The 26,715-nt window shown below is 67.3% G+C and carries 19 protein-coding genes; 6 read left to right on the forward strand and 13 right to left on the reverse strand.

The window, feature by feature from the left end; translation table 11 throughout:
• Positions 1-305: 305 nt before the first annotated feature.
• Genes E5CHR_RS24940 through E5CHR_RS24950 form a run of 3 tightly spaced genes read right to left on the reverse strand, consistent with a single transcriptional unit; the run spans position 306 to position 3,688 of the window.
• On the reverse strand, positions 306-1,145 hold the full coding sequence (locus E5CHR_RS24940; protein ID WP_162582322.1) for an ABC transporter permease: 840 nt from the start codon (positions 1,143-1,145) through the stop codon (positions 306-308).
• 11 nt (positions 1,146-1,156) lie between these two features.
• Positions 1,157-2,098 carry an ABC transporter permease gene (locus tag E5CHR_RS24945; RefSeq protein WP_162582323.1) on the reverse strand — a complete coding sequence of 314 codons (942 nt, stop codon included), beginning with the start codon at positions 2,096-2,098 and terminating at the stop codon, positions 1,157-1,159.
• 21 nt (positions 2,099-2,119) lie between these two features.
• Positions 2,120-3,688: an ABC transporter substrate-binding protein gene (locus E5CHR_RS24950; RefSeq protein WP_162582324.1), complete on the reverse strand. Its 1,569-nt coding sequence runs from the start codon at positions 3,686-3,688 to the stop codon at positions 2,120-2,122.
• A 182-nt stretch (positions 3,689-3,870) separates the two neighbouring features.
• Here E5CHR_RS24950 and E5CHR_RS24955 point away from each other — a divergent pair, with 182 nt between their 5' ends.
• Entirely contained in the window at positions 3,871-4,260 is a 390-nt protein-coding gene (locus tag E5CHR_RS24955) for a RidA family protein (RefSeq protein ID WP_162582325.1), read from the forward strand.
• A 4-nt stretch (positions 4,261-4,264) separates the two neighbouring features.
• On the forward strand, positions 4,265-5,104 hold the full coding sequence (locus E5CHR_RS24960) for a peptidoglycan DD-metalloendopeptidase family protein (RefSeq protein ID WP_162582326.1): 840 nt from the start codon (positions 4,265-4,267) through the stop codon (positions 5,102-5,104).
• 859 nt (positions 5,105-5,963) lie between these two features.
• Here the strand turns inward: E5CHR_RS24960 and E5CHR_RS24965 are convergent.
• From E5CHR_RS24965 to E5CHR_RS24995, 7 genes are all read right to left on the reverse strand, one after another.
• Complete coding sequence (locus E5CHR_RS24965; protein ID WP_162582327.1) at positions 5,964-6,356, reverse strand: hypothetical protein; 393 nt, start codon at positions 6,354-6,356, stop codon at positions 5,964-5,966.
• A 7-nt stretch (positions 6,357-6,363) separates the two neighbouring features.
• Positions 6,364-12,606, reverse strand: a complete 6,243-nt coding sequence (locus E5CHR_RS24970; RefSeq protein WP_232062186.1) for an RHS repeat-associated core domain-containing protein — start codon at positions 12,604-12,606, stop codon at positions 6,364-6,366.
• Positions 12,607-12,675: 69 nt separating this feature from the next.
• The gene (locus tag E5CHR_RS24975; protein ID WP_197893873.1) at positions 12,676-12,870 is read right to left on the reverse strand and encodes a hypothetical protein; all 195 of its coding nucleotides are present in this window, start codon (positions 12,868-12,870) and stop codon (positions 12,676-12,678) included.
• 259 nt (positions 12,871-13,129) lie between these two features.
• Positions 13,130-14,467 carry a type II toxin-antitoxin system HipA family toxin gene (locus E5CHR_RS24980; RefSeq protein ID WP_162582328.1) on the reverse strand — a complete coding sequence of 446 codons (1,338 nt, stop codon included), beginning with the start codon at positions 14,465-14,467 and terminating at the stop codon, positions 13,130-13,132.
• A 3-nt stretch (positions 14,468-14,470) separates the two neighbouring features.
• On the reverse strand, positions 14,471-14,797 hold the full coding sequence (locus E5CHR_RS24985; protein WP_332061328.1) for a helix-turn-helix domain-containing protein: 327 nt from the start codon (positions 14,795-14,797) through the stop codon (positions 14,471-14,473).
• 177 nt (positions 14,798-14,974) lie between these two features.
• Entirely contained in the window at positions 14,975-15,727 is a 753-nt protein-coding gene (lolD, locus tag E5CHR_RS24990) for a lipoprotein-releasing ABC transporter ATP-binding protein LolD (RefSeq protein WP_162582329.1), read from the reverse strand.
• A complete protein-coding gene (locus tag E5CHR_RS24995) occupies positions 15,720-16,976 on the reverse strand; it encodes a lipoprotein-releasing ABC transporter permease subunit (protein WP_162582330.1) in 1,257 nt (418 codons plus the stop codon). Before E5CHR_RS24995 ends, lolD begins: the two co-directional genes overlap by 8 nt.
• A gap of 35 nt (positions 16,977-17,011) precedes the next feature.
• Between E5CHR_RS24995 and E5CHR_RS25000 the strand changes: the two genes are divergently transcribed.
• From E5CHR_RS25000 to E5CHR_RS25015, 4 genes are read left to right on the forward strand one after another with little or no spacing between them, the layout of a single operon-like run.
• A complete protein-coding gene (locus E5CHR_RS25000; RefSeq protein WP_162582331.1) occupies positions 17,012-17,980 on the forward strand; it encodes a hypothetical protein in 969 nt (322 codons plus the stop codon).
• Positions 17,980-19,785, forward strand: coding sequence for a single-stranded-DNA-specific exonuclease RecJ (recJ, locus tag E5CHR_RS25005; RefSeq protein WP_162582332.1), 1,806 nt, complete (start codon positions 17,980-17,982; stop codon positions 19,783-19,785). Before E5CHR_RS25000 ends, recJ begins: the two co-directional genes overlap by 1 nt.
• Positions 19,782-20,660: an NUDIX hydrolase gene (locus tag E5CHR_RS25010; RefSeq protein WP_162582333.1), complete on the forward strand. Its 879-nt coding sequence runs from the start codon at positions 19,782-19,784 to the stop codon at positions 20,658-20,660. Before recJ ends, E5CHR_RS25010 begins: the two co-directional genes overlap by 4 nt.
• Positions 20,661-20,719: 59 nt before the next feature.
• Positions 20,720-21,325 carry a hypothetical protein gene (locus E5CHR_RS25015; protein ID WP_162582334.1) on the forward strand — a complete coding sequence of 202 codons (606 nt, stop codon included), beginning with the start codon at positions 20,720-20,722 and terminating at the stop codon, positions 21,323-21,325.
• Between the two features lie 84 nt (positions 21,326-21,409).
• Here the strand turns inward: E5CHR_RS25015 and E5CHR_RS25020 are convergent, their stop codons facing one another.
• Genes E5CHR_RS25020 through E5CHR_RS25030 form a run of 3 tightly spaced genes read right to left on the reverse strand, consistent with a single transcriptional unit; the run spans position 21,410 to position 26,708 of the window.
• Positions 21,410-22,078, reverse strand: coding sequence for a hypothetical protein (locus tag E5CHR_RS25020; RefSeq protein WP_232062187.1), 669 nt, complete (start codon positions 22,076-22,078; stop codon positions 21,410-21,412).
• Between the two features lie 50 nt (positions 22,079-22,128).
• Complete coding sequence (locus E5CHR_RS25025; protein ID WP_162582335.1) at positions 22,129-23,145, reverse strand: response regulator transcription factor; 1,017 nt, start codon at positions 23,143-23,145, stop codon at positions 22,129-22,131.
• Positions 23,142-26,708: a hybrid sensor histidine kinase/response regulator gene (locus tag E5CHR_RS25030; RefSeq protein WP_162582336.1), complete on the reverse strand. Its 3,567-nt coding sequence runs from the start codon at positions 26,706-26,708 to the stop codon at positions 23,142-23,144. The genes E5CHR_RS25025 and E5CHR_RS25030 overlap by 4 nt, the downstream gene beginning before the upstream one ends.
• Between the last annotated feature and the right edge of the window lie 7 nt (positions 26,709-26,715).

Here is a 26,715-nt window from a genome sequence, read left to right on the forward strand (position 1 = left end):
GCGGTTGCGCCTGACGTTTTGCGGCGCGCGGGGACGCGTGCCGAGGTCACAGGGTGTCCCCCTCCGCGAATGTCCCCCGCCTTCGGCTCCTCCTTTATTTCGCTGCGGGGGACACCCCATGCCCTCGGCACGGGGGACGTCGGGTGGTGCGGGCCGATCTGGAACGGCCGTGATGGATCGCGCCGGTGGGGTGCTCTGCGCAGCGAAATAATGGAGGAGGCTTGCGGCCCTGGGCCGCGCCGGGGGACATTCGCGGGGCAGAGCACCCCGCCGGCGTGATCCCGCCCCGACGTGGACGTGTTCATCTACGCCGCCTTCTTCAGCTTGGGGTCGAGCAGGTCACGCACGCCGTCGCCCAGAAGTTGCAGCGAAAGCGCTGTAAAGATGATCGCCAGCCCCGGGAACAGCACGACCCAGAAGGCACGGTCCGCATACTGCTGGCTGCCAGCGACCATGGTGCCCCAGGTCGGGATCTCGGGCGGCACGCCGACGCCGAGGAACGAGAGTCCCGCCTCTGCCAGGATGGCGTAGGCGAAGATGAAAGACACCTGGACCAGGATCGGCGACATCAGGTTGGGCAGGATGTGGCGCCACAGGATGCGCGAGGTGCGCACGCCTAAAGCGCGCACCGCTTCGACGAAGAGCAGCTCGCGCACCACCAGCGTGGAGGCGCGCACCACGCGCGCGACGCGCGGCGTGTAGACCAGCACCAGCGCCAGCACCACGTTGACCAGCGAGGGACCGAGGATCGCGACCAGCGCGATCGCCAGCAGGATGTCGGGGAAGGACATCATCGCGTCGACCACGCGCATCAACGGCGCGTCGAGCCGGCGGAAGAAGCCGGCGACCAGGCCCAGCACCGTGCCCGCGACGACCGAGCCCAGCGCCGTGAGCGCGGCAATGGCGAGCGAGTACCGTGCGCCGTGCACGATGCGCGCATACATGTCGCGCCCCAACTCGTCGGTGCCCAGCAGGTGCACGGCGCTGGGCGGCTTGAGCCGGTCGAGCACGGCGGTGTCGTTGGGATCGGCCGAGGCGAACCAGGGCGCGCCGAGCGCGAGGACGGCGATCACCAGCAGCACCAAAGCCGAGACGAGCACGATGCGGCGATGCATCAGCTGGCGGAGCGTTCGTGGGAGTTGCATGGAGGGCAGCCTCAGGTCTTCACGCGTGGATCGACGACCGCATACAGCAGGTCGATCGAGAAGTTGATGAGCACGTAGATGGCCGCGATCACGAGCAGGGCTCCCTGGATCACCGGGTAGTCGCGGCGCAGCACCGCGTTCACCACCAGGTTGCCGACGCCCGGCAGGCCGAACACGGTCTCGGTGACGACGGCGCCGCCGATCATCAGCGCGATGGTCAGGCCCAGTACGGTGACGATCGGCACCAGTGCATTGCGCAGCGCATGCTTCAGCACCACCGTGCTCTCCGACAGGCCCTTGGAGCGCGCGGTGCGCACGTAGTCCTCGCCCAGCACGTCGAGCATCGAAGCACGCGTGAAGCGGATGATCAGCGCCGAGTTGAGCAGGCCCAGCACGGTGGCCGGCAGCACCAGCGCATGCAGGCGCTCGGCCAGTGGCGCGCCGGGGGCGCCATAGCCAGAGACGGGAAACCAGCCGAGCGAGACCGCGAAGAACTGGATCAGCACGATGCCGAGCCAGAAGCTGGGGATGCTTGCGCCCAGCATCGCGATGCCGGTGAAGAGCTGGTCGACCACGCGCCCGCGGAACACCGCAGAGACGATGCCGCAGGGCAACCCGATCAGCGCCGCGATCGCGACCGCCATCAGCGCCAGCAGCGTGGTCGGCTCGGCGCGCTCCATCAGCGCCTGCGTGACCGGGCGCTGCAGGAAGATCGACTGGCCCAGGTTGCCTTGCAGCACTTCGCGCAGCCAGTAGCCGAACTGCACGGGCAATGGCTTGTCGAGGCCGTAGTCCTTCTGCACGCGGGCGATGTCGGCGGCCGTGGCCTGGTCGCCCAGCAGCACCGAGACCGGGTCGCCCGAGGCGGCGCGCGTCAGGATGAAGACCAGCACCGCCACGATGGCCAGCACGACCAGCATACCGGCGATGCGAGAGGAGAGGTAGCGGAGCATGACGTGGCCGGCGGCGCTCGCCTACTTGATCCGCGCGTTCCAGAAGAAGGGCCAGGTCATCGGCTGGTAGTTGTCGAGCGCCGGACTCTTCGCCGACAGGCCGTTGAACTTGCCGACGTTGATATAGGGCACCTCGTCGTACACCACCTGCTGCACCCTGCCCCACAGCGCGCCGCGCTTGTTGGGATCGGCCTCGACGTTGAGGGCGCCCAGCGCCGCCTTCTTGGCCGGCGAGTCCCACCAGCCCGGCGCGCCATCGCCCAACTGCGGCGGCGAGAGCATGGGCTCGGGGAACTGGCCCGAGTGGGTGACGTAGATGTCCCACAGCTTCGGGTCGTTGCGCCGCTGCACCAGCGTCGCCCAGTCGACCACGTTGAGGTCGACCTTGAAACCGGCGCGCTTGAGCTGCTCGGCCATCAGGAGGGCCATGTTGTAGTGGAAGTCGTACTGGCGGCTGGTCAGCACCCGGATCGGATCGCCCTTGTAGCCGGCCTTGGATGCGGCTTCCTTGGCCTTAGGCGCGTTGCGCTGGTTGTAGAGCTCCGTGCCGCCAGTCGCGTAGAACGGCGACCCCTTCGGGAAATGGTTGCCCTCCGCGACAAAGAAGCGCGTGTCGCCGAAGCCCGCCGCCAGCATCTCGCCCTCGCCGAGCGCCATCTGCACCGCCTGGCGCAGAGGCTGGCTCGCCATCACGCCTTCCTTGGTGTTGAAGACGAGATAGGGGAAGCCGAAGGCAGGGGTCATGATCGGCAGCGTCTTGCCCCCGGCTTTCTCCAGCCGCGCCAGCGCCTCGGTCGGCAGCAGGTCGGCAAAGTCGTACTGGCCGGCGAGCGCTCCCTCGACGCGCGTGTTGGCGTTGGGCACCGGCACGAAACGCAGTTCCTCGATGGCCGCCTCCCGCTTGCCGCCGTAGCCGTTCGGGGCTTCCTTGCGCGCGCTGTACTTGTCGAACTTCGTGAGCAGCACGTACTGATCGGGGCGGCGCTCCTTGAACTTGTAGGGGCCGGTACCGACGAAGTCCTTCAGCGGCTGCGCGATGGAGTCCTTGGCCATGATCGCGGCCATGCCGCTCGGCAGCGCGAACTGGGCCAGCAGCGGCGCGTAGGGCTGCTTCAGCACCACCTCGACGGCGAGCGGCCCCTTGGCGTTCAGGCTCTCGATCTCCTTGCCCACCGCCTTGCCCCGCGGCGACTGCTCCATCCAGCGCTGCAGGCTGGCGACCACATCGTCGGCATTCAGCTCGCGGCCGTTGTGCAGCATCACGCCCTTGCGGATCGTGATGGCGTAGGTCTTGCCGTCGGCCGAGATCTTCGGCATGCCCTCGGCCAGCATCGGCACCACGTTCCACTTGGCGTCGAAGGTGTAGAGCGGCTCGTACACATGCTGCATGATGGTGCCGACCAGGTCCGCGGTGGAGGCCATCGGGTCAAGCGTCTGCGGCTCGGCCACCATCGCCAGCGTCGCGAAGTTGCGCGTGCCCTGGGCCTGCACCGGCAGCGCGGCCAGGCCCGCGAGGGCCAGCAGGCAGGCGCCGAGCAGGCTGCGCTTCGAAAACTCGGGATGGGCGCTGCGGCATGCGGGTGTCTGCATGTGGAATTCCTCGAAGTGGAAGGCAATGAAAAAAACTTTCTCTTCGGAACGGACTTTGAGCGATCAGACGCGTCATTGCATGCGGGAAAACCCTGCCAATCTGCTTTTTCTCTGAAATAGAATTTCAACATTGGGCGCCAATGCTTCCGTCCACCCACCCCTTTTCCCTTCAGGAGTTCTTTATGCCGCTCGAATACCTCGGCGTCTCGCCCAACGCATCGGACCGCCAAGTCCGCCCCCTCTCGCCAGCCGTCCGCGCGGGCGACTTCGTCTATGTCTCCGGGCAGGTCCCCGCGGATGCCAAGGGCGAGATCGTGACTGGCGGCATCGAGGCGCAGACGCGCCAGGTGATGGAGAACATCAAGGCGGCGCTGGCGCTGGCCGGCGCCACGCTCGAGGACGTGTGCAAGAGCACCGTATGGCTGCACGACGCGCGAGATTTCGGTGCCTTCAACCGCGTCTACATGGGCTTCTTCAACGGCAACTTCCCCGCACGCTCGACCACCGAGGCGCGGCTGATGGTGGACGCCAAGGTCGAGATCGACGTGGTGGCCTACAAGCCCAAGGCCTGAGCCCATGCACCTGAGCCGCCGCGACGCCCTGCTCGGCACCCTCGCGCTGATGACCCTCCCGGCCGCCCGCTCGGCCCCGGAAGCGGCGCTGTCGCCCCGCGACTTGCACGTCCCGGGCGGCGTGGCCCGCCTCTCGCTCGGCCCGGCCGCCCACCGACCGCAGGCGCGCACCCTGGAAGACGTGCCGCTGCTGGTGCTGGGCGATGCCATTGAATGGAGCGCACTGGTCGGCATTCCGCTGTCCGCGCAGCCCGGGGAGGCTCGCGTTCGCGTCCTGCACGAGAACCGCAGCGCGCGAGAGCTGCCTTACGTCATCGCGTCCAAGCACTACCGCGAGCAGCAGCTCAAGGTGGCGCCGGGACAGGTCGACCTCTCGGCCGACGACATGGCGCGCTACGAGCGCGAACGGGTGCATCTGCAGGGTGTGATGGCCACCTTCAGCGAGCCGCCGCCTCAAGGCGATCTGCGCATGCAGGTCCCGGTGCCGGGGCGGCGCTCCAGCTCCTTCGGCCTGCGGCGCGTGTTCAACGGCGAGAAGCGCAATCCGCACAGCGGCATGGACATCGCGGCTGCCACGGGCACGCCGGTGAAAGCGCCGATGGCGGGACGCGTGATCGACACCGGCCACTACTTCTTCAACGGCGGGACCGTCTGGCTCGACCACGGCGGCGGTCTGCTCACGATGTACTGCCACCTGAGCGCGATCGATGTGAAGGCCGGGGAGATGGTGAAGGCTGGCGAGCGCTTCTGCGCCGTCGGCGCCACGGGGCGCGTGACGGGCCCGCATCTGCATTGGTCGGTGGTGCTCAACCGGGCGATGGTGGATCCAGGGTTGTTTCTGTAGTGCGATGAGCCGCCTAGATCAATCCAGACTCATCGATCAGATCAAATACAGTCGCCTTGGCTGCGTCTCTTCATATCGCATCAAGAATAACTTTTTACTAATGCCGCCCAGCGCCCACATTGCCTTTGATGTCTTGAACATCCTGTAGACCCCATCCGGTTTGGTTGATGGGATCGTGCCACGTGGAGCAGCAGAGGAATTTGTTTCGTTTGCAGGCCTTGCGAAGACATGATTGGCGGCCCAATCATTCACCTGACTGAGGGCCTGAGAGGCCGCAGCGCCCCTGCACTCACCTCTAGTGAGGGAACTACCGCCCAAGATTCGGAGCGAAGCGAAGGAGGCGATTCGAAGGAGTACTGCAAAGGTGATGGCGATTTGCGGCTTGCTTGTTTCAGAAAAGCGAAATATTTTGCTCAAATTCTATATCCCCCTTATCTCCCGAAAGTGATCAACACGCCATCGGTCGTACCTTCAGCGCTCGTTCCACGCGGGCACGATAGCTGGCACCGCATACTATTCCCGTCGCATCAAACGCAAGCTCTCCAGAGGCGACCTCTACAATTGCGACAACGTCTGCTTCTATTGTCAGCTTTTTCAGATTAGCAAGAGTCCTGCCTTCGGCCTTGGCCAATCCTCCGCTGATGAGATCAGCAGAGGAGGATAAGCTGTTGCAGGAAAGTCCACCTCCGTTTCAATTCCTGCACAACTATTCTCCTGTTGCCTTAAACAAACGCAGATCGCCCCAACTGACAAGTGATCTGTTATTGACCTCACTGACACCAGCACGCCTCCACTGACGATACGGAGCGAGGCGATGGAGGGCCAAGGGAAGCTGTGGTCTGCATTGGTGCCGCATTGCTCAGCAAAAAACCTCAACCACAGCTGGATTTTTAACCTTTAATGTCAATTCCCATAGATCATTTCGCCTCAAAAACGCAGAAGAAGTTTCTCCTGGGGCAGAAAAAACCTGATTTCCTTCAAGGCCTGCGCTGTCAATGATTTTTTTTCGCAAAAAATCTAGATCTTCGCCATTAGATCCCCATTTTTCGCCTTTTTGAATAGATATGCGAACAAATCGACGGTTTTTGCATCGTTCCGTGATGAAAGTTGAAATTTCATCAAATTTCAACTTTTCAGCGGCGGATGTTTTTACATTCGAGGCACTCATAACTAAAATTTTATTTTGATGAATTGAATCTGGGAATGCATTCCCGCTTGCAATCAAAACAAGAAAAAACCAGAATATTTTCATGTGATTTCTATGGTCTTCTGAGAGGCATTTGTTGAAGTATCTGATTCCTGAATTTAGCCTCAAAGGCTGAACCAAAATCAAGGGCAGGAAATTCCCAAGGGCGCTGTTCGTAGTTCATGTTAGCTTGTTGTTGCGTGGCATTTGCCACCAAGCTTCTATTTTCAGTCGTTGAATGAAGATATTCGTGCGCTACGATGTTGACCTGATTGGTGCTGGTGGTGTTGAAAAAATCAGGGTGCATGGTCGCCGTATTGGCATTCGCAGTATAAGTGGCATAAATTCCAGAATCACGTGCCTGCGTATTTACCAGAGGGACGACAAAATTCATCTGATTAAAGGACGCTGCCGAGCAAGCTGAACATATGTCCGCCACCGAATCCATTCTCGTACCAGCGAAAGAGGTCACTTCATTCACTGTTCGAATGTTGTTCACGCGGATATCGTTAACTGCTCGTACAACGCCAGCCCCCAGCGCTGCTGCCTGGCTGGCGATCAAGCCGGTAGGGTCGGTCCTGTTCGCGGGGTTGCTTCCTACATAGGCATACAGGTTCACATCGTCCTTGTAGCCAATCGGGTCCGTCTGCAGGAACCTCCCCAGGCTCGGCGAGTAGAAGCGCGCCTTGTAGTGGTACAGCCCCAGATCACCGAGGAGCTGCTGGCCGGTGTAGCGGAACCTCGGGCCCGTCGTGGTGTTCGGCTCGCCGTAGGGCCCATAGCTGTAGATGCCCGTGGAGGCCCCGGTTGCATTGGCCGTGGCCACGATGCTGCCCAGGTGGTCCGCATAGAACCAGTTCTTCGCAGTGGTGCCTGCGCCCTCGTACCAGACGATCGGCTCGTCGGTGCCCGGTCCATGCACATAGCGCCTTTGCAGCGTCGTGCCCGCCGCGTCGTACTCGGCAATCAGGTTCGCGGCGTCGTACAGCAGGTTCGTCGTGCTGGCCCCGATCACCGTCTGCCTGAGCCTTCCTTCGGCGTCATAGCTCAGGGTCGCCGCGGTGCCCGTCTTGCTCGCCGTCTTCAGCCGGTTGTCCAGGTCGTAGCCGTAGCTCCAGATGCCGTCGCCCGTGAGGTTGCCGTTGGCGTCGTAGCTCTGCGCTGCGCCTGCAGCGGCGGTGTACTGGTTCAGCCCGTTGCTGGTGTAGCTCTTCGTGCCCGGTGTGGCTCCGCTCCACTGGTACAGGTTGTTGGTCCAGGCAACGCTCTTGAGTTCTCTGAGCTGGTTGCGCGTATACGCGTACTGCACCTCCTGCGATGGTGAGGCCAGGAAGTTCTTCAGCGTGGCCAAGGCGCCCTGGTTGTCATAGGCACGCTGCACGGTGGTGCCGTTGCCCAGCGTCACGGTGGTGCGCCGGCCGAGGTCGTCGTAGGCGTAGCTGGCGAGGTTGACGCTGCCGTTCTCCTGGATGACGCTCGGCCGGTTGAGGGCGTCGTAGCTGGTGCTCGTGTAGAACGCGTCGGGCCAGGTGCTGCGGATTCGGTTGCCGGCGGCGTCGTACTGGTGGCTGAGGGTCTTGCCGCCTGCGGTGGTGCTCGTGAGACGCCCGGCGTTGTCCCAGGCGTAGCTGATGGCATGGCTGCCATTGGCGAACTGGGCGGCAGTTCTCAAGCCACGAAGGTCGTAGCCGAACTGGACGTTGTCCGCCGTGTTCGGATAGGACCGGGCGGTCAGGCGGTTGAGGTTGTCCCAGCCCTGGGTGATGGTCTGGCCATTGCGCCTGCGCAGGCTCGTGACGTTGCCGTTGGCGTCGTACGCGTTCTCCTCGTAGTCGTTCGCATTGGCATAGAGCGGCTGGTTAGGCAACGGGTAGTAGGTACGCGCCAGGCGATCGAAGCCGTCGTAGGTGTGGACGGTGAGGTTGTTCTTGGCGTCCTTGACCGAATCGACATTGCCGTTGGGCGTGTAGGTGTAGCTGACGTAGGCCTGGGCCAGGCTGGTGCCCACGGCCTTGTTGACGGCCCGCACGCTGTCGTCGAGGTTGTAGACGGTCTCGGTGACGCGGTTGCCGCCGTCGACTGCGGGGAGGTATTGCGCGGCCCGGAAGGGCCGATCCAGGTCGTCGTAGGCGGTGTCGGCGATGGGCGTTGGCGCCGCCTCGGTGGGACAGCTGGTGGCCGCGGCGGTGACGCCCGGGCCCCAGGTCCGGGTGAGCTTGCCGGTCTCGCTGTAGCGGCTGCAGCTCACGAGCCATTGGGCGCCCTGCTGCGCTGCGCTCTGGACCGCACGGCCATCCGCGTCATAGGCCGTGCGCGTCTGCTTGCCCATCGCATCGGTGACCTGCGTGGGCCGGCGCTCAGTGTCGTAGGTGGTGGCGATGGTGTCAGCGACATCGGTGCGCGGGCCATCGACGCCGGTGAGGTTGCCGACGGCGTCGTAGGTGAAGGTGCTCGTCAGGTTGAGCTTGCCGGCGCCACTGTCGACCGTGCTGGTCTGCGGCACGTACTTGTTGGCGGCGTTGTAGGCGGTGGCGGTCAGCACCGTGCTGCTGGAACTGGTCTTGACGGTCTTCGAGCTCGGCAGGTAGAAGGTCGTGAAGCCGCTGGGCGTGAAGGCGCTGTAGGCGTAGGTGGTCTGCGGCGGCGCACCGGCAGCATCGGCCGGCGCGGTGATGGTCAGCGGTAGACCCAGCATGTAGCTGTAGCTGGTGGTCTTGCCTCGGGCATCGGTGGCGCTGGACACCTGGTTGAAGGCGCTCTCGTAAGTGAAGCTCTGCACGCGGTTGGCCAGACCACTGCCGGGCTTGGCGATGCTGGTGAGGGTCTTGACGTTGTGCGTGCAGCGCTTGGCGGGGGCCACGGCGCAGGGGGCGTCGTCGTAGGCGTACTCGGTGGCGTTGCCCTCGGGGAATTGCTTGCGGATGAGGCGCGACTGGCCGTCGTAGGTGTTGGTGGTCCAGTTGCCCGCGGGCGTGCTGGACTGGACGGTGTTGCCCTGGGCGTCGATGTAGTTGGTGCGCGCAGTGCCGCCCGGGCCGACCTCCTCGGTGCGCGAGCCGGCGAAGAAGTATTCGTAGGTCTTGCCGCGCGCGTTGGTCTGGGTCTTCACGCGGCCCAGGCTGTCATAGACGTTGGTGGCGGCCGCCACCGTGGGGAAGCTCGGGTAGTACAGGCTCGTCATCTGGCCGGGCAGGCCGTAGGCGAAGGTGGTGGCCTGGCTCAGGGTGTTGGTGAAGGTCTTGAGGTTCGCGTTGGTGTCGTAGCCGTAGCTGACGGAGCGCGTTCCGTCGCTCACCTGGGTGATGCGCCCGCTGGCGTTGGTGAAGCTGAGGGTGCGGCCCAGGCTGTTCTGCACCTGGGTGAGGTCGCTGCCCGAGTAGGTGAACCTGGCCTGGATGCCGCTGGGCTCGGTGTAGGTTTCGGCCTTGCCGGCGGTGTTGAACTTGAGGACGGCGCGGTTGAGGGCCTCATAGCTGTAGGTGTTGTCCGCGGCGTTCCTGCTGAGCTTGATGGGCTTGCCTGGCGGCGGGTTGTAGCTGCCGTCGGGCAGCTTGACGAAGACTTCGCCGTTGAGGCCCTGGGTGACGACGACGGTGTTGTCGATGAGCTGGTCGCCGAACCAGCGCTGGCCGAGGGTGGCGGTGACGAGCTTGGCGAGCGGGCGCGCCGGGTCCATCAGGAGGTCGAAGGAGGCCTTGTGCTCGACGAGGGTGCCCACGGCATCCAGGGCGGAGTCCTCGCCCATGGCCTGGAAGCCATCGGAGTTGACGGCCGCGGTGGCGTTGAAGTTGTGGGTCCAGCCCTTGCCCAACGGGCCGTTCTGGTTGCGCAGGCCGGAGCTGTACAGGCGCTGGAAGCCCAGGCTCTGGGGGAAGCTGCCGATGCCGACGTTGAGGTCCTCGTGGTTGTAGAGGAAGTGGCCCTGCACCATGTCGATGGGGTCGCCGTAGGCGGAGCCGGAGTAGTTCTCGACGGTGGGCGGCGAAGGCATGGCAGCACCGGCGATGGTGTTGGCGAAGACGGCGGCCTGCGGCTGGGTGCCGTAACCACCGGACAGCCCATCACTGATGACGGAGCCCAGGTACAACCCGGAGCCGACGGTGAAGTAGCCGGCCCCCGCCCAGCTGTTCTCGGCGATGTCGCAGCGCGCGGGCAGGATCAGGCGCAAGCCGGAGGCGAGGTAGCTGCTGAAGTTGCCGAGGTGCGCGCCGCAGTTGACCAGGTTGGGTTGAACGGCGCTGGCGTAGTTGGCGGAGGTGGCGTTGTAGATGCGCTGGCCACTGGCAGAAGCGAGGTCGATGAGCTTGACGGTGGAGACGGCCGGCACGCCGGTGGTCTGCTGCACGGCGGTGGACTCCAGGATGCTCAGGTGCATGGCCCAGTTGGCGAAGGCGGCACTCTCCTTGTCGAGGTTGCCCGCGAGGTTGGCCACGGCCAGGACGTTGCTGGGGAGGTCGACGTAGGCGCTGCCGGTGTAGCCGACGATGCCGACCTGGTGCTGGTGCAAGAGGGTGGTGTCGGCGATGCGCTCGGTGAGGGTGCCGGCGTGGGTGTTCTGGGCGATCCACTGGGCGCCGATGACGCCCAGGGTGCTGCCCAGCAAGGGTTCGGAGGCGTCGGCGGCGCCGGAGGCCTTGAGGTCGCTGAGCGTCCTGCGGTAGTTCTCGGCAGGGCCTCGGCCGGCGGGGCCCCAGCCGTTGGCGATGAGGAAGGTGTTGGTGCCGCCGCCTCTGATCCTCTGGGTGAAGCTGTGGTTGGCCCAGGTGGAGACGTAGGCGTTGTGGGTGACGGTGAAGGTGATGGGGGCGGAGGTGCCGGGGGTCACTGCGGTACCGGGAGCGCCGACCGCAAGGCCGTCGAGCTTGAGGACGGGCTGGTTGGCGCCGTTGTAGGTGATGCTCAGGCGTTTGCCGTAGATGGCGTCGGAGGTGTAGGTCTGGTCGATGCCCTGGTACTGCACGCGCAGGGTGGGCTTCATGTAGCCGGGGAGCTCGGCGAGCTCCTCGCTGCCCCAGGCGGTGTTCTGGTAGGGCAGCGCGGTCTGGCGCAAGGCGCCGTAGAAGGGGGTGATGGCCTTGCCGCCGAGGACGTCGTCCAGGGTGGCGGCGGGTTTGTTGGTGCGCAGGTAGCCGGCCAGCTGGGTGGCGTAGGTGGCGAGGTTGTTGCGGATGTTGGTGCGGTTGAGGTTCTGGACGTAGTCGGCCGCGACGGTGGCGCCGCTCTGGGCAGATGACAGGTAGTTGGCGGCGTCGTAGCCGGTGGTGGCGGCGCTGGCGAGGTCGATGCCGCTCTTGAAGGTGTGGGGCTTGTAGCTGGGGTCGAAGACGTACCAGCTGCCGTTGATCCTGGTCTTGACCCAGACGTGCTCGATGGAGACGTCGGTCAATGCGGCCACGGTGCCGGGGCAGGTGCCGGCGGTGGTGGCGTTGATCTCGTAGACGGGGATCTGGGCCTGGCCGAGCAGCGAGAGGACACCGCAGGCGTTGGCGGTGTTGACGCCCCACCACTCGGCGAGCTGGGCGGCGCTGAGCTTGGCGATGCCGCGCACGTAGTTGGCCTCCAGGCCGGAGGCGCGCAGGAGCTGGACCATCAAGGCGGCCTGGTCGTGGGCGGTGGCCTGGTTGTCGAGGACTGCGCCGAGCGCGCCCTTCTGGATACCGAAGGTGGGGTAGTACTCGATGTTGTTGCGGATGTACTGGTAGATGAGGTCGGGGTGGTTGCGCAGGGACCGGGCGAGCTCGGCGATGGAGGCGGGGCCGGAGGCGGCGGCGTCGCCGGCGATCTTGGCGGCGGAGGCGGAGGTCTTGCCGGTCTTGGGGGCCGCAGAGGCAGGCAAGACGCCCTGGTTGACGTTGGCCGGAAGGACTCGGGTCTTCAGGACGCTTTGCGCGTCGGCGAAGCTGACCGGGGGCATGTTGGCGCGCAGGACGCCAGGGGCGGGGGCGAATTGACCGGGGGTGCCGGGGGTGCTGCGGGTGCCGGTAGCGCCTGCCCCGCGGGCCGAGACGTTGGCCTCCTTGGCACCGTCCTTGACGGCCTCGCGCCGCACGGGGTCCTTGGTGCTGGGCAGGTCGACCGCTTGGTAGCGCAGCGCGGGCTGGCCACTGGTGAAGCTCAGCGGACTGCCAGCGCCCGACGTGCTGCTGGAAGAGGAGCGCAGGCTGACACCCGACTTGGCAACGGGAACACCGAGCGCGATGGATGGAGGTGCAGCCTTGCGTGCAACGCCGCTCTGGATCTGTGCGGCAGCAATACCGCCTGCAAGCGACGTGGCAACGGCCACGGCAACGGCGCACGCGCGCGCGAGCTTGGACATGGGAACTCCCTGAGTTTTTTTATTGGAGAACTGGCTGCACACGCTGGGCGTGCAGCGGGAACCGGCGGGCTACGACGAGGTGGCCGCGACCGAAGTTCGATTACCTGCGGCGTCGTAGCTGTAGGTGATGGTGGTGGTGGAGGTACCGTCGCTGTAGACGGTACTGGCCAGGCGGCCTAGGGCGTCGTAGCTGCAGCTCACAGAACCGGCATGCGCTGCGAGGGCAACGGCGCACAGGCCGGCGGCGATAACTGTGCGGCTCAACATCCGCGCCAGCACATGATGACCGGGTGGGATCAAAGCGTGAAACTTCGATGCACACGCTGGCAATGCAGCGGTCTTCTTATTCATTGGGGAAGCTCGTTTCTTTTTGGAGTGGCGGACTGTAGTCGAGCGTCCCTCAAATAAAAACTGGCTTTTTGTCGCGCGAATCTGGCGAATGCCCCCATGCGCGGTGACACATGGAGGTAGTGAACGCGGAGCGGCCGAACGGCGACATCTTGCGATCGAGTCTGCCCAGTCCCTACTCCCTGGGCATCGCCTCCAGCGCCGCCGCGGACGCAGCGAGCCCGCGCAGGATGGGCTGCGCCACCTTCGCCGGAAAGCCCGCCGGCAGCTGCGCCTCGATGCGCGCGATGACGCCAGGGGTGCTGTCGAGGACGAAGGCAACGATGTCCTCTGCGTCCGCCCCATAGCCGCACAGGCGCGCCGTGGCATTGAAGTGACGGCGCCTGACGGTCGACCTCCGGTAGTGCTTGTTCTTTCCGACCATGGCCATGGCCAGCGTGGTGTCATGGCGCGAGAACTGGTTGGGCCCGGCGCCCTCCACCGGCCAGATGGACATGACGTCATAAAGCGGCGCGAGCCTGAAGCGCCCTTCCGGCAGCAGGTGGATGCTGAAGTTCTTGGCATGGCCATCGGGTGCGGCGAGCATCCAGAAGATCAGCTGGGCGGCCAGCAAGGTCCGCAGGTCCTCGCGCGCGCTGACCGACTGGCGCAGGATCTTCGCTAGGTCCAACACGCCGGGCCCGCCGTCGGCCTCGTACTTCAGGTGCGACGGCACGCCCAGTGCCTGGCAGAAGTCTTCCTGCGGCAAGCGCATGAGCCAGCTTCCCGAGGAGTGCAGCTGCCGGTCGAAACGTTCGACGGCCAGCACTTTCTGCGCGCCGAAGGCGAGGATGGCACAGCGCGGAACCGGAAGCCCATAAGCCTGCAGGATGTGCAGGCAGAGCCATTCGTTCTCCACGGAAGTGCTGAAGTCCGCCTGCCGATGCCCCACAAGCCCTAGCGGCAGCTTGAGGATGTGCGTCGTCGGCGTCGCGCCGTGCGGTCGCATCCATTGCTGGTCGTGCCACAGGAGCGCCGTCTTCTCCTGCGCACCCGCGAGCGAGATGCGCAGCACGTCCTCTTCCCCAGGCAAGCCGCCGAGGCGGCCCGGCGTCACGGTCTGGCGCAGCAACGCCTCGACTTCTTCGACCGACATCGGCGTCCCCGAGATCCGCCGGAGGCCCTCGGGCGCCTCGTCTTCATCGAGCAGCTGGATGGCGCCGACGCAATCGCGTCCGACGGCCCGCAACAGCGCGAATGCATCCGTGGACGCGGTCCCGAAGCGCGTCGCGAGACGCTCGCGGATGGCGCGGCTGTCAGGCAGCAGGTTGTCGAAATAGCTGTTGACGACCTGGCCCCTGAGCCCTCTCGCAGCGAGCGGAAGCGACAACGACAAAGGGCGCCCTGCCGGCGAAGCCATCCATGCGGGGTCGTAGACGAGCTCGGGCTCGCCGCGCGCGGGAAGGCGCCACGCGCCGACCCGCTCTCCGTTGGCCCAGATCGAGAGGGCCTGCGAAAGCGACCTCCGGCCCACGATTCACCATTCCTGCGCTATAGGCGCGGCGGATCGGGACTGGACGATGAGCTCCATGCCAAGCAGGCCGAAGAGCGCGAGCAGCTGCTCGAGGCTCACCGATTCCGGGTGGAGCTCCATGTGCGAGATGCGGCTCTGGCTGATGCCCATGCGGCGGGCCAGCTCGGCCTGCGGCAGGCCGGCTGCGCGGCGACCGGACTTCAGGAGCAGGCCGAGTTGGGAGGGTGTGGAAAGCACCTGGCGCATGTATGTTTTACCCACAGGACGGATATCCGCCATTTTACTCACCACACGCGTATTTTGAAAATAGCAGTGTGGTTGGTAAATCATGCTTTACTGCTTGCCGTCATCCTGTCCGCTTCGGCGACGGCGCCCGATACCTCAGGGCTTCGATGACCAGGGCGAGCGCCGGAGCAAGCTGGCGGCGATTGGCGTAGTAGAGGACCGCGTGGACGCGGCGGCGGCCAGCAGGGCGCGTGAATCCTTGGCCCGCCAGCTTGCCGCGCGCTACTGACCGTTGTCCAGCCGCCCCGCCGCCAGCCGCAGCACGCGATCGCAGCGCCTGGCCAGGCTCTCGTCATGCGTGACCACCACGAAGGCGGTGCGGCGCTCATGCGCCAGCTTCAGCATCTGCGCGAACACCCCGTCGGCGGTGCTGCGGTCGAGGTTGCCGGTGGGCTCGTCGGCCAGCACGCAGTCGGGCTGCGTCACCAGCGCGCGAGCGATCGCCACGCGCTGGCGCTCGCCGCCGGAGAGCTCGGCCGGGCGATGATGAACCCGTTCGGCCAGCCCCACGGCCGCCAGCATCGCAGCAGCAGCCTCGGCCGCTTGCTGCGGCGGCGTCCGGCGGATCTTCAGCGGCATTGCCACGTTGTCCAGGGCGCTGAACTCGGGCAGCAGATGGTGGAACTGGTAGACGAAGCCCAGGTGCGCGTTGCGCAACCGGCCCTGCTCGGCCGCATCGGCATGCGCGATGTTCTTGCCGTGCAGTTCCACGCTGCCGGCGGTGGGTGCATCGAGCCCCCCCATCAGGTGCAGCAGCGTGCTCTTGCCGGAGCCGGAGGCGCCGACGATCGCCAGCGTTTCGCCCGCCCGCACGTCGAGGTCGACTCCGTGCAGCACCGTGAGGTCGATGCGGCCTTCGAGAAAACGCTTGGTCAGCCCCCTCACCTGCAGCACGACAGGACGCGCCGAGTTGGCAGCGGGCTCCTCGACACGCAGCGTGGACACGCCGGTGCCGAGCGTTGCGGCACTATTCATAGCGCAGCGCCTCCGCCGGGTTGACGCGGCTCGCGCGCCAGCTCGGATACAGCGTCGCCACGAAGGACAGCGCCAGCGAGATCAGCGCGATCGGCAGGATGTCGCCGCGCTGCGGATCGCTGGGCATCCGGCTGATGAGGTAGATGTCCTGCGGCAGGAAGCGCGCGTTGAAGAGCCGCTCCAAAGCCGGCACGATCACGTCGATGTTGTAGGCGATGCCCAGGCCCAGCAGCAGCCCGGCGAGCGTGCCTATGACGCCCACCATCGCGCCCTGCACCACGAAGATGCTCATGATGCTCTTCGGGCTCGAGCCCAGCGTGCGCAGGATCGCGATGTCGGCGCGCTTGTCGGTCACCGTCATCACCAGGGTGGACACGAGGTTGAAGGCCGCGACCGCGACGATCAGCGTGAGGATGATGAACATCATGCGTTTCTCGACCTGCACCGCCGCGAACCAGGTCCTGTTCTGGCGGGTCCAGTCGCGGATCAGGAATTCGCCGGGCAGCGTGACGGCCAACTCGTCCGCCACCTCGCGCGCACGGTGCAGGTCCTTGAGCTTCAGGCGCAGCCCGCTCGGCCCTTCGAGCCGGAACACGCGCGCTGCGTCCTGCTCGTGGATCATGGCCAGCGCCGAGTCGTACTCGTAGTGGCCCGAGTCGAAGGTGCCGACCACCGTGAACTGCTTCAGCCGCGGCACCACGCCGGCCGGCGTGACCTGGCCGCCGGGCGCGATCAGCGTGACCTGGTCGCCCACCTGCACGAAGAGCGAGCGCGCCAGCTCGACGCCCAGCACGATGCCGAACTCGCCCGGCACCAGCTTGTCCAATGCACCCTTCTGCGCGGTGGTGGAGATGTCGGTCACCTGCGGCTCCAGCGACGGCTCGATGCCGCGCACCAGGGTGCCCTTCATGTCCTCGCCGCGCGCGATCAGTGCCTGCGCGGCAATGAAGGGCGCGACGCCGATCACGTTGGGGTTCTTGCGCGCGGCCTCGGCGATGGCGTCGATGTCGGCCAGTGCCTGGCCGTCGCGCGAGAAGATCTCGATGTGCGAGATCACGCCGAGCATCCGGTCGGTCACCTCTTTCTGGAAGCCGTTCATCACCGACAGCACGATGATCAGCGCCGCCACGCCCAGCGCGATGCCAAGCATCGAAACGCCGGATATGAAGGAGATGAAGCCGTTGCGCCGCGTGGCCCGGCCTGCGCGCGTGTAGCGCCAGCCGAGTTGCAGTTCATAGGGGAGAGGCATAGAAGTGGAATTGTGGCATCCCGGACAATAGGCCCATGCCCGTGCCGCCCTCTGCCTCCCATCTGCTCATTCCTTTTGCCGGCCGCGGCACCCCGGCCTGCCGCGAGGCGATGCGCAGCCTGCGGCTGCCCAGGCTGGAAAGCCTGCTCTCCCGCCTCGCGCTGGTGCACGAAGACCTGCAGGACGAAAGCACCCTGTCACCCCCGCACGAGCGCGCCTTGGCCGCGGCGCTCGGTATCTCGGCACCCGACGGGCAGATCCCCTGGGCCGCCCTGGAAGCGCGCCGCGCGGGCCTGGATGGCGCTGGCGAAACGGGCAGCTGGGGCATCGCCACCCTGTGCCACTGGCAGGTGGGCATCGACGACGTGATGCTGGGCGATCCGGGCGCGATCCGCATCGAGGCGGCCGAGTCGGCCGCCCTGCTCGAGATCGCCAGGCCCTACTTCGAGGAGGACGGCATCGCGCTGCATGCTTCGGCCACGCCACACCGGTGGCTGGCGCAGGGCCGCATGTTCGACGGGCTGGCGACCGCATCGGTCGACCGCGCGGTCGGGCGCTCCATCGCACAATGGTCGCCGCTGTCCGACGGCGCCCGTTCGCTGCGCCGGTTGCAGAACGAAATGCAGATGCTGCTCTACACCGAGCGCGTCAACGACGAGCGCACCGCACGCGGCGAGCCACCGATCAACTCCTTCTGGCTCAGCGGCACGGGGCGGCTGCCATCCGACGCCGCGCCCTCGGAGGCCGAGCCCCGGGTGGCCGACAACCTGCGCGAGGCGGCCCTGCGCGACGACGGTGCCGGCTGGGCACACGCCTGGGCGGCGCTCGACGACGGGCCCGTGGCCGAACTGCTGGCTGCCTACAACGCAGGCGCCGAGGTCATGCTGACGCTGTGCGGCGACCGCGCCGCGCAGCGCTTCGGCGTGCAGCAGCGCGGCCTCGCGCGCTGGGCGCGGTCCCTGTTCCAGCGCGCCAGCGCGCCGCCCGTGCTGGAGGGGCTGTGATGAAGATCGTCGCCCGCGACATCCCGCCGCGCAGTGCCTGGGCACTGGAACAGGCCGGCGTTCATCCGCTGCTGGCCCGGCTCTATGCCGCGCGCGGCGTGCAGAACCGTGAAGAACTCGACGACGGCCTGGCGCGCCTGCTCGCACCCGATGGCCTGCACGGCGCGCGCGAGGCCGCCGTGCTGCTGGCCGATGCGATCCGCGACGACAAGCGCCTGTGCATCGTGGCCGACTACGACTGCGACGGCGCCACCGCCTGCGCCGTGGCGCTGCGCGGGCTGCGCCTCCTGGGCGCCCGCCATGTGAGCTACCTGGTGCCCGATCGGGTGATCGACGGTTACGGCCTGACGCCGCCGATCGCCGAGCGCGTGGCCGCGACCGGCGCCGACGTGCTGATCACCGTGGACAACGGCATCGCCAGCGTCGAGGGCGTGGCCGCCGCCAAGGCACGCGGGCTCACGGTGCTGGTGACCGACCACCACCTGCCCGGCCCGGCGCTGCCCGCGGCCGATGTGCTGGTGAACCCCAACCAGCCCGCCTGCGGCTTCGACAGCAAGAGCATCGCCGGCGTCGGCGTGATGTTCTACGTGCTGCTGGCGCTGCGCTCGGAGCTGCGCGCGCGGGGTGTATTCGATCTGCCGGCCACCGCCAGGCCGCCCCAAGGCGGTCGAGCCTTCCCCTCGGGGGCTAGCGAAGCACACGAAGAGGCAAGTCGCGGGGCCAGCAGACCGCAGCCGAAGCTCGATGCCCTGCTGCCGCTGGTCGCCCTCGGCACCGTGGCCGACGTGGTGAGGCTCGATGCCAACAACCGCCGCCTCGTGGCCCAGGGCCTGCGCCGCATTCGCGCCGGCGCCATGCCTGCCGGGTTGGCCGCCCTCTTCAAGGCCGCCGGCCGCAATGCGGCAGCGGCGACCACCTTCGACTTCGGCTTCGCACTGGGGCCGCGCATCAATGCGGCCGGACGCCTGGCCGACATGACGCTGGGCATCGAGTGCCTGACCACCGACGACAGCGCCCGCGCAGAGGAGCTGGCGCGCCTGCTCGACGGCATCAACCGCGAGCGGCGCGATATCGAGGGCGGCATGCGCGAACAGGCGCTGCTGATGGCGGAATCGCTGTTCGACCTGGGCGGCAGCGAGACACCGCCCGCCGCCATCAGCGTCTTCGACGCCGAGTTCCACGAAGGCGTGGTCGGCATCGTCGCATCGCGCATCAAGGACCGCTACCACCGTCCCACCTTCGTCTTTGCCGCCAGCGGCGCGCCGGGCAAGGAGCACGAACTCAAGGGCTCGGGCCGCTCGATCCCGGGTTTCCACCTGCGCGATGCACTGGACCTCGTGGCCAAGCGCCACCCCGGCGTGCTGCTGCGCTTCGGCGGTCATGCGATGGCGGCCGGCTGCACCGTTGCGCACGAACACTTCGACACCTTCGAGCGCGCGCTCGCCCAGGTCGCTGCCGAGTGGCTCGACGCGGCCGCGCTGATGCGCCGCCTGGACACCGACGGCCCGCTGGCGCCCGAGTACCTGCGCGTCGACCTCGTCGACACGCTGCACCGCGAGGTCTGGGGCCAGGGCTTCGCGCCGCCCACCTTCAGCGAGGAGGTGGAGGTCATCTCGCAGCGGCTGGTGGCCGAGAAGCATCTCGCGCTCAAACTGCGGCACAAGGGGCAGCCGGTGGACGGCATCTGGTTCGGCCACACGGAGCCGCTGCCGCCGCGGGTCGTGATCGCCTTCCGGCTGGATGCGGACGAATGGCAGGGCGTGAGGCGCGTGCGCTTTCTGGTGGAAGGCGCGGAGACCCCATGAACACTGCCATGACCGAAACACCCATTCCCATCCGTTCCGCCGCCACCGTGCTGATCTGCCGCGACGGCGCGGCAGGGCCCGAAGTGCTGATGATGCAGCGCCATGCGCTGTCGGACGTGCACGGCGGCTCCTACGTGTTTCCGGGCGGCAAGGTGGATGCGTCGGATGCGCAGCTCGATCCGGCGGCCCATCTCGACGAGCCGCCCGAGCGCTTGCACGCGCTGCTCGCCGAGCCGGCCATCAATGCCGCCACGGCCGCGGCAATTCACGTCGCGGCCGTGCGCGAGGTCTTCGAGGAATGCGGCCTGCTGCTCGCCGAAGGCCTCGACGGTCCAGGCGCACTGGAGGCCACGGCCCTCGGTGCGCAGGGCGTGTCCTTCAACGACATGCTCGCGCGCCTCGGCCTGCGCCTGGCGACGCGCGCCATGCGGCCCTGGTCGCGCTGGATCACGCCGCCGCAAGCCCTGCATTCGCCCGGCAAGCGCTTCGACACGCGCTTCTTCATCGCACGCGCGCCCGCCGGCCAGGAGCCGCTGCATGACGCGCACGAAGCCGTGCTATGCGCCTGGATGCGTCCGCACGACGCGCTCGAGCGCTACTGGCGCGGCGACATCGTGCTGGCGGGGCCGCAGATCATGAGCCTCGCCCACCTGAGCCGCCATGCGAGCGTCGGCTCGATGATGGCGGAGGCGGAATGCCGCGCCCCCTGCGTCGTGCGCCCGCTGACCTTCGACATCGATGGCCACCGCGCCGTCGCCTACCCCGGCGACCCGCTGCACCCGGAACGCTCGCGCGTCATGCCGGGCCCATTGCGCCTGGTGCTGCGCGGCAAGCGGCTGGAGCCGCCCGGGGGCTTCGACGATCTGTGGCAATAAGCTGCGCTCCTTCGCTCAATACACTCGCCTGCAGTCTTCATCGCCGCCGGACACATTTCATGGAATTCCTCACCCTGGCCGCCGTGCTCCTGCTCGCCGTGCACTTGCTGAAGACCCGCGAGCAGAAGAGGCGCATCCTGCTGCTCGCCAGCCACCTTGGCCGCTACCAGATCGAAAGGCTGATGGAGAACCTGACCGAGGGCTATCTGCGCTGCCTCGGCGAAAACGACCCGGCGCGGCGCGAGCAGATCTGGAAACTGCTCGACACCACCGAGCAGACGCTGGCCGGCCAGTTCCAGCGCTTCGCCGCCGATTTCGCGCGTGTCGAAGACGCCGATGCACGGGTGAGCACGCTGCCGCTCGCCCTTCCGTTCGCGCAGCGCCTGCTTCCGGCGTACAGCTTCGACATGCGCCGCGCCCTGGCGCTCCACGCCCGAGGCATCGCCGAAGCGGCGGCCAACAGCCTGCAGCGAACGCCCCGGGACAAGGCGTACACCCTGTCCGCAGAGCTCTTCCTCATGCAGCACACCTGCCACTGGTATTGCCGCTCCAAGGCCGTCGCATCGGCGCGCATGCTGGCGCGCCACAAGACCCCCCATGCGCAGCTGGTCGACTCGGTCGCACCGGCGACGCGGCGGGACTACCGCGCGCTCGTCGGCGGCTGATGCACCCGGAACAGCGGCCTCGCGGCTGGACGGCATCCTTCGGGAAAGGTGCTGGATTGGCAGCTCAGGGCCAGCAGGCCGGCTTCAGCGGCCGAATTCGTGATTCAGCCCAACGGAAAAGCTGCGCACGCCGCCCGGCCCGGTGCGCGCCGCGCTGAGGTCGATGCTCATCAGCGGCGTGATGCTGACGCGCGCCCCGACGCGCGAGGTCCACAGGCCAGAGGCGCGGTCGCGTTCCGCGATCAGCGAGACCGTGCCGTTCAGCGCCCACTCGCCCGCCAGGCCGCGGCGAGCGGTACGCGCGCCGCTGCCGGTGGCCCAGTCGGCACCCAGGTTGGCATGGACCATCAGGCTGTCGGTGGCGCGCCATGTCACCGGAACGACGAACTGCCCGCCACTGCGCCCGCCACGCCTCGGCAGTTGGGAGGCGAGGCCCATCGAAACGGCAGCGCTCCAGCGGGCCTCGGGCGCTTGCCCGAGGAAGGTCCATTTGAGCTGCGGCCCGAGGGCGTGGACCGTATCGCCGGGCACGGAGATCCGATCGATGTTGAACCCCAGCTCGATGGGGCCGACGCGGCAGGCCGGCCCCAGATGCCAGAGCGTGCTGTGCGCGCTGCGCACGCGCGTCCCCCAGAACTCGTACTGGCATCGGCCCGGGTCGAGCATGCCCGCATCGTCCACGTCGAAGTGGCCGCCGGCCTGGGCGGATGCCGCGGCCAGCCAGAGGAGGACTGCCAGTGCGCGTCGGATCATGGCCGCGCATTCTAGGATCCGGCCGTGTCAGGCCATCCGCGCGCGCACCCTCACAGCTCGAACTGCGGCTGCAGCTCGCGGATGCGCTTGATCGCCACGCCGGCGGCTGCGGTGCGGGTCTCGACACCCAGCTTCACGTACACCCGCTCCAGGTGCTTCTTCGCCGTGGCCGGGCTGCTGCCGAGGATCTCGCCGATGTCGCGGTTGGTCTTGCCCTTGACCACCCAGTAGAGCACCTCGGCCTCGCGCGCCGTGAGCTTCAGGCTCAGGCTCATGGCCTCGATCACGGCCGAGCCGGAAACCTCCCGCATGATGATCAGCCAGTCGTCGCCCGCGTCGTCCTGGCCGGTCTGCTGGTGGAGGCGAAGGTTGAGCGCGGCGGCGCCGTGCGCGATGGAGAGTACGGGCGGTTCAATCTGGTGCTGCCGCGCATCGGGCAGGTGGCGGTGCAGCCACTCCAGCACGACTTGCGGCGTCGCCGGTGCGCTGCTGCCGCAGTAGCGCTGCAGCAGCTCGCGCGCGAGTGCGGTCTGCCACACCAGCTTGCCTTCGGGCATGCGCACGGTGACGCTGGCGTAGCCGAAGGCATCGAGCGCGTTGCGCGCCTGGCCGGCCTGCTGCGCCGCCTGCCGCGCGCGGCGCGCGCCCTGCAGATGCACATTCATCCGCGCCAGCACCTCCTTCGGCTTGATCGGCTTGGTGACGTAGTCGACGCCGCCCGCCTCCAGCGCCGCGACCAGGTGCTCGGTTTCGGTGAGGCCGGTCATGAAGACGATCGGGATGTGGGCGGTCGCGGCATCCGCCTTGAGCCGGCGCGCGACCTCGAAGCCGTCGATGCCGGGCATCATCGCGTCGAGCAGCACGATGTCCGGGCGCGTCTGGGCCGCACGCTGCAGCGCCTGCTCGCCGCTGGTGGCGACCAGCACCGCATAACCCGATTCGTCCAGCGCGTCGTGCAGCACGGCGAGGTTGTCGGGCACGTCGTCGACGATCAGGACCAGGTCGCCGGTGCCGGCGTGCTCGCGCAAGCTGTGGCCCAGGGGCGGCGCGCTTGCTTCGCCGCTCATGGAATGCTCCCCGCCGCAACCAACGACCGGCTCATGGCCTCGAACTGGAACTGCCGCGCCAGCGCCCGCTGCGCGGCGGTCCAGGCCGCGCACTCGGGCTGGGCGGCATCGATGGCATCGAGCGCGTTCATCACGCCGCGAAAGTAGCCCAGGCTCACCGCATCGCCGAGGGCGCGAAGGCGCGCTGCGTCGGGCAGCGCGGCGGCGGGCTCGGCCGGCACCGGCTGCGCTGCCACGGCGACGTCGGTCCACCGCAGCGCCAGCCGCCGCTCCAGCCAGTCGAGCAGCTCGCTGTGGCGCACGGGCTTGACGAAGAAATCCTCGGGTGCGATGCCGACGTCGTTGTCCAGCCGTTTGTCGAATGCGTTGGCCGAGACGATGGCGACCTGCGCATCGCACAGGCCGAGCGCGCGCACACGGCGGATGGTCTCCCAACCGTCGATGCCGGGCATCGCGAGGTCCACGAACATGGCATGCGGGTGCCAGCCGGCCGCCACCAGGTCGAGCGCATCGTGGCCGCTGGCGGCGGTGCGCAGCTCGAAGCCCAGGGGCGCGAGCAGTTGCACGAGCAGCTCGCGGTCGGCCTCTTCGTTGTCGACCACCAGCAGCCGCCGGTGCGGGCCTTCGTAGCCGCGCCGCTGACGGGGCGCCGCCGCGGCCGCGACGCGCCGGATGCCCGCCCCGCTCGCGTCATGCACGCGCGGCAGGAACAGCCGCACCCGGAACAGCGAGCCCGCGCCCGGCGCGCTCTGCACCTTCATTTCGCCTCCCATCAGGTCGATCAGCATCTTCGCGATGGTCAGTCCCAACCCCGCGCCCGGCGCCGAGCTGCCGGCGCTGGCCCCGCGCGCGAAGGGCTCGAAGATGCGGCCCAGTTCCTCGGCCGACATGCCGGGGCCCGTGTCCTCGACCTCGATCGCCGCGAACTCGCGCGCATAGCGCAGGCGCAGCGTGACGCGCCCGAGGGTGGTGAACTTGATCGCGTTGCCCAGCAGGTTGATGAGGATCTGCCGCACGCGCCTCTCGTCGGCGCGCACCAGCTCGGGCAGATCGCCTTCGGGCTCGAAACGAAAGGCGAGGCCCTTCTCGGCCGCCTGCAATTCGAACATGTCGGCAAGCTCGACCATCAGGTCGGCAAACTGCATGGGCCGGGCATGCAGGGTGAGCTTGCCGGCCTCGATGTGGGCGATGTCCAGCGTGCCCTCGATCAGCGACAGCAGGTGCTCGCCGCCACGCTTGATCACCGCCACTGCCTGCCGCCGGTGCGGGGGCACGGCCGCGTCCTCGCCCATGAGCTGCGCGTAGCCGAGGATGCTGTTGAGCGGCGTGCGCAGCTCGTGGCTGATGGCGCTGATGTAGCGGCTCTTGGCCTGGTTGGCCTGGTCCGCCTGCTCGCGAGACCGCTCGGCCGTCTGCTTGGCGGCCTGAAGCGCACGGTCGGTCTCGCGGTGCAGTTCGATCTCGCGCATCAGCAACCGTGTCTGGCGGTTCGATTCCTCTTGCGCCACCTTGCGGGTCTGCTGAGCCAGCACCAGCCACCAGGCGACGATGCCGGCGATCAGCAGGAGCGCCATGTAGGCCTTGAGGAAGCCGGAGCGCAGCGAGGTGGTGGCCTGCGCCATGTCGGCCAGCGCGCTCTCGCCGATGCCCCGCAGTTCCTGCCGGTACAGGACGCCGAACACCGCGGCGAGCAAGGGCACCACGATCAGCATCAGCAGCAGGAAGTGTCCGAGCCCGGTGTCGAGGTAGGGCCAGACCCGCCGCGGCAGCAGCCAGCGCAGGGCGCCCGACCACTGCGCCGACAGGCTCGCCTCGGGCTTGCACAGGTCGCCGCAGCGTGCATCGAGCGTGCAGCACAGCGAGCAGATCGCGCCCTGGTAGGCCGGGCAATGCGCCATGTCGGGGCCTTCGTAGTCGCGCTCGCAGATCACGCAGCGCTGCGTGCTCAGGCGCGGGTAGCTGCCGGCCTCGGATTCGACCCGCGCCCAGCGCACCATGCGCGGCCCGGTGCCTGGCGCGAAGGTGCCGGCCCCGCCTTCGGCCGACACCCGGGCGATGTAGTACTTGCCGCGAGTGGCCCAGGCGATCAGCGGCGCAGCGGCAAAGGCGGTACCCAGTGCGATCAGCGCCGAGAACGCTTGCGCGGTGCGCCCGAAGGCGCCCAGGTGCGCGCTGATGGACAGCACCGAGGCCAGCGCCATCGCGCCCACACCCACAGGGTTGATGTCCCACAGGTGCGCGCGCTTGAACTCGATGCCCGGCGGCGACAGCCCCAGCGGCTTGTTGACCACGAGGTCGGCCACCACGGCCATCATCCAGGCGATGGCGATGTTGGCGTAGAGGCCCAGCACATCCCCCAGGGCCTCGAACACGTTCATCTCCATCAGCATGAAGGCGATCAGCGCGTTGAACACCACCCACACCACGCGTCCCGGATGGCTGTGGGTGACGCGCGAGAAGAAGTTGCTCCAGGCAAGCGAACCGGCGTACGCGTTGGTGACATTGATCTTGAGCTGCGAGATCACCACGAACAAGGCCGTGGCCGCCACCGCCCAGCCATACTGCGGGAAGACGTACTCGTAGGCCGCGAGGTACATCTGGTTCGGGTCCACCGCACGCTCGGGTGGCACCATGTGGCCGATCGCGAGATAGGCCAGCAGCGCCCCGCCGAGCATCTTGAGCACGCCCAGCGCTACCCAGCCCGGGCCGCCCGCCAGTACGCCGGCCCACCAGCGGCCACGGTTGGCGGCGGTGCGCACAGGCATGAAGCGAAGGTAGTCGGCTTGCTCGCCCATCTGGGTGATGAGCGCGATGCCGACCGTGAGCGCGGCACCGAAGAGGTGCAGATCGAACCCGGTTTCGCCCGCCTTGACGCCGTTGTAGTGCGCGATGCCCGAGAACGCACCAGGATCGCGCGCCACCACATAGACGAACGGCACCACCAGCATGACCAGCCAGAGAGGCTGCGTCCACACCTGCAGCCGGCTGATGGCCGAGATGCCGTGGGTGACCAGCGGAATCACCACCAGCGCGCAGACCAGGTACCCCCAGGCTGCCGGAATGCCGAGCGCGAGTTCCAGCGCATAGGCCATCACCGCCGCCTCGAGCGCGAAGAAGATGAAGGTGAAGGAGGCGTAGATCAGCGAGGTCAGCGTGGAGCCGATGTAGCCGAAGCCCGCGCCGCGCGTGAGCAGGTCCATGTCGACGCCGTAGCGCGCTGCATAGACGCTGATCGGCAGGCCGGCGAGGAAGATGATCAGCCCGGTGACGAGGATGGCCCAGGCCGCGTTGACGAAGCCGTACTGCACCAGCAGCGTGGCGCCCACCGCCTCGAGGATCAGGAAGGAGGCGGCGCCGCCGAAGGCCGTGCTGGCCACGCGCCATTCCGACATGCGGCGAAAGCGTTGCGGCGTGAAGCGCAGCGCATAGTCCTCGAGCGTCTCGCGCGCCACCCAGCTGTTGTAGTCGCGCCGGACCTTGACGATGCGCTGCGGCGCTTCGTCGCTGGCGAGCGGGGGAACGGCGGTCGGGTCCACGTCGCCCAGGTGCAGATTCCGTGCCATCGGCACG

The organism is Variovorax sp. PBS-H4 (assembly GCF_901827205.1).
GTDB lineage: Bacteria > Pseudomonadota > Gammaproteobacteria > Burkholderiales > Burkholderiaceae_C > Variovorax.

Coding starts and splice junctions, on each gene's coding strand:
- E5CHR_RS24940 (WP_162582322.1), bottom strand. CDS start 1,145: ATGCAACTCCCACGAACGCTCCGCCAGCTGATGCATCGCCGCATCGTG.
- E5CHR_RS24945 (WP_162582323.1), bottom strand. CDS start 2,098: ATGCTCCGCTACCTCTCCTCTCGCATCGCCGGTATGCTGGTCGTGCTG.
- E5CHR_RS24950 (WP_162582324.1), bottom strand. CDS start 3,688: ATGCAGACACCCGCATGCCGCAGCGCCCATCCCGAGTTTTCGAAGCGC.
- E5CHR_RS24955 (WP_162582325.1), top strand. CDS start 3,871: ATGCCGCTCGAATACCTCGGCGTCTCGCCCAACGCATCGGACCGCCAA.
- E5CHR_RS24960 (WP_162582326.1), top strand. CDS start 4,265: ATGCACCTGAGCCGCCGCGACGCCCTGCTCGGCACCCTCGCGCTGATG.
- E5CHR_RS24965 (WP_162582327.1), bottom strand. CDS start 6,356: ATGAAAATATTCTGGTTTTTTCTTGTTTTGATTGCAAGCGGGAATGCA.
- E5CHR_RS24970 (WP_232062186.1), bottom strand. CDS start 12,606: ATGTCCAAGCTCGCGCGCGCGTGCGCCGTTGCCGTGGCCGTTGCCACG.
- E5CHR_RS24985 (WP_332061328.1), bottom strand. CDS start 14,797: ATGATTTACCAACCACACTGCTATTTTCAAAATACGCGTGTGGTGAGT.
- lolD (WP_162582329.1), bottom strand. CDS start 15,727: ATGAATAGTGCCGCAACGCTCGGCACCGGCGTGTCCACGCTGCGTGTC.
- E5CHR_RS24995 (WP_162582330.1), bottom strand. CDS start 16,976: ATGCCTCTCCCCTATGAACTGCAACTCGGCTGGCGCTACACGCGCGCA.
- E5CHR_RS25000 (WP_162582331.1), top strand. CDS start 17,012: ATGCCCGTGCCGCCCTCTGCCTCCCATCTGCTCATTCCTTTTGCCGGC.
- recJ (WP_162582332.1), top strand. CDS start 17,980: ATGAAGATCGTCGCCCGCGACATCCCGCCGCGCAGTGCCTGGGCACTG.
- E5CHR_RS25010 (WP_162582333.1), top strand. CDS start 19,782: ATGAACACTGCCATGACCGAAACACCCATTCCCATCCGTTCCGCCGCC.
- E5CHR_RS25015 (WP_162582334.1), top strand. CDS start 20,720: ATGGAATTCCTCACCCTGGCCGCCGTGCTCCTGCTCGCCGTGCACTTG.
- E5CHR_RS25020 (WP_232062187.1), bottom strand. CDS start 22,078: ATGATCCGACGCGCACTGGCAGTCCTCCTCTGGCTGGCCGCGGCATCC.
- E5CHR_RS25025 (WP_162582335.1), bottom strand. CDS start 23,145: ATGAGCGGCGAAGCAAGCGCGCCGCCCCTGGGCCACAGCTTGCGCGAG.
- E5CHR_RS25030 (WP_162582336.1), bottom strand. CDS start 26,708: ATGGCACGGAATCTGCACCTGGGCGACGTGGACCCGACCGCCGTTCCC.